Source organism: Thiolapillus sp. (genome assembly GCF_048562965.1).
In the GTDB taxonomy this organism is placed as follows: Bacteria; Pseudomonadota; Gammaproteobacteria; order Chromatiales; family Chromatiaceae; genus Thiolapillus; species Thiolapillus brandeum_A.
The window spans coordinates 1-2,528 of the sequence record NZ_JBHNMF010000479.1 but is presented as its reverse complement, the minus strand read 5'-3'; the positions used below and the strand labels follow the sequence as shown (position 1 = coordinate 2,528).

The window sequence follows — 2,528 nt, the reverse complement described above, 5'->3', positions numbered from 1 at the left end:
AAGTTGTTGCGTAGTGCTTGGTGACCAGGACGGCTGGGGCACGAATAGGTTGTCAAAGGCCGAGTCGATTTTGGGGACTGGGATGTCCCAAAATCTATCACGAGGTCGAAGACACGCTTGCAAGTCTTTCCTGTTCGGTGACAGATACCGCTATTCCCCGGTCAGCCCCCTGTATGTCTTCGGACGCAAGCAGGATTATGCCTTGCAAAAGGCGCGCTCCAACATCTCCCAGAGGAATCATCTGCGTCTTTGGCTTACGCCCTGGACAGTGGAAGGGCTACCCGTCTGGGTCGGGCAGGTCAGCCGGGATATCGGTGTGCACATGACGTCCGAGTCGCCGATTTTTTTCACCCACAAGATCGATCCGGATGTGGACGAGGACCGCAACTATCTCCTCGAAGACCTGATCCTGACCGAGCAGGTGACGAAGATCGGCTATGTGTCTGACAGGGAAAAATCATCGCCGGAAAAACCCCGCGGAAACCTCACCGGTGATCCCTATTACACCGACGGGCTGCGGGCTGTGATCTTCCTCGGTTCTCACGAAAAGGCCGTGTTTCTTCAGCCCCAGCATCGACTTCAGATTCTCGACTGGGATCATACAACTCGGGTGGCCCGGCCCCGGCATTTTGATATCCCGCATTAGCCGTGCTGCGTCTTCTAATCCTGTTGCTGTTTTCCGGTCTGCTGCTGGCCGGCTGTGCCGGACATGCACCACAGGAGTCCATCCCGGCAGATCAGCGTGAAACTGTCGTGCTTCTGCATGGGCTGGGGCGCAGCACCCAGGCCATGTACTATCTTCAGTATCGCCTGGAACATGCCGGCTTCGAGGTATTCAATATCGGCTACCCTTCCAGGGAGAAGGCGCCTGAAGAACTCGTCCGGCTGTTGCATGACCGTGTGCGCATCTGTTGCGCCGCGAAAAAGAAGGTGCACTTCGTGGCCCATTCCCTTGGTGGCGTCATGGTGCGCGCATTGCTGGGCGAAAGGCGGGAAATCAACCTGGGCAGGGTAGTATTGCTGGGAACCCCGAACAGGGGGACGGAGCTGGTGGACTGGCTGGCTGACAACCGTCTGTTCAGGGTGCTGGCCGGCCCTACTGCACAGCGCCTGGGTACGAGCGCGGATGCCTTTCCCAGGCGCCTGCCCGCACCAGACTACGAACTGGGTATTATCGCGGGCAATCGCAGTATCAACCCGGTGGGCTCCTGGGTGCTGCGGGGTCCGGATGATGGCATCGTCTCCGTGGAGAGCACGCAGGTGGCGGGAATGAAGGATTTTCTCGTGGCATCGGCGGGACATGTGCTGATGCGCTACAGTGATGATGTTGCAAATGAGGTGATAGGGTTTCTGCGCAGGGGCCGTTTTCCGCACGAGAGTGATTCTGCGAGAGAAGAAGAATAAGGGTGGGTGCATGAAAAGATGGGCGCCTGTGGTGTGGCTGATTGCTGTAGTGCTGTTTCTGGATGCCTGCAGCACGGCTCCAGTGGAGTCCGAAAGCGCTATTCTCCAGGCGGCTCATGTAAACCACAGCGGCGTATTCGGGCCGGCAAGTGATTTTGTCGGCAGTCCCTTGCCGGATATCGGCCTTAACGGCCTGTTTCCGGTGCATGACGCCAATGCCACGCGCATCGCCATTCTGAACAACGGTGATGATGCTTTTGCTGCGCGCATCCATATGCTGAAAGCGGCAGATACGTCCGTACGTATCCAGGCCCTTATCTTTACCGCGGACGAATCCGGTCAGTATATTGCCCGCATACTCAAGGAAAAGAAGGCGCAGGGGCTGGATGTGCGGGTCATCGTCGATGCCTTTTCCAATCCGTCCTTCCAGACCCAGAACCTGTATTTCGATCTGAAGCAGTGGGGTATCGAGGTGGAAGGCTACGAAGCCATGCTGCTACAGTGGCTCAACGAAGTACCCATTCCCAAGCTCATCCCCCATGTCGATCCCAACCAGCTGGATATGCGTTTTCACGAGAAGATGTGGATCATCGACGGGGAGACGGATCACGGCACGGCTGTCGCCGGCGGTCTGAATATTGCCAATGAGTATTTCCGTATCGATCCGGAATCCCCTGACGGTAACTGGCGGGATCAGGACATCGTATTGCAGGGCGCAGTGGTCAGGGACATGGTGACCGCCTTCGATCGCAACTTCGATTATTTCGTGGAGGTGAAGAAGAGCCGTGGCATTCTGAATACCAACCTGTACTGGAAGGCGACCCGCAAGGTGCTGGAGGAAACCGGGCGTATCAAATTTCATTTCGATGCCGATCCCCGGCTGGAAAATCGCGTTCGGGAGCTGGCTGCGCGGGAACTGACACTGGACTTCCAGCCTGCCCGGGCAAGGTTCTTTCAGAACCGTCCCCGCTACAGGGAAACCTATATCGAGCAGGCCTACCTGCGCTGCCAGCCATGGAGAGCGAAGCGAAGGCTGGTAGTCCCCAGTAGCCGAGAGGCCGTACTGCTTACCCGTCGTGCGCATAGCGCCAGAGGGGAAGCAAAGTAGGCATCCAAACGCGGCG

At 57.5% G+C, this 2,528-nt stretch carries 3 protein-coding genes; all 3 read left to right on the top strand.

Features of this window, described 5'->3' with window-relative positions:
* Nucleotides 1-82 precede the first annotated feature (82 nt).
* The 3 genes from ACOCD2_RS16620 to ACOCD2_RS16610 are packed head-to-tail and all read left to right on the top strand — an operon-like array spanning nt 83 to nt 2,512.
* Nucleotides 83-646, top strand: a complete 564-nt coding sequence (locus ACOCD2_RS16620; protein ID WP_293646416.1) for an LssY C-terminal domain-containing protein — start codon at nt 83-85, stop codon at nt 644-646.
* Between the two features lie 2 nt (nt 647-648).
* Complete coding sequence (locus tag ACOCD2_RS16615) at nt 649-1,404, top strand: alpha/beta fold hydrolase (protein WP_293646418.1); 756 nt, start codon at nt 649-651, stop codon at nt 1,402-1,404.
* Nucleotides 1,405-1,414: 10 nt separating this feature from the next.
* A complete protein-coding gene (locus tag ACOCD2_RS16610; protein ID WP_293646419.1) occupies nt 1,415-2,512 on the top strand; it encodes a phospholipase D-like domain-containing protein in 1,098 nt (365 codons plus the stop codon).
* Nucleotides 2,513-2,528: the final 16 nt, after the last annotated feature.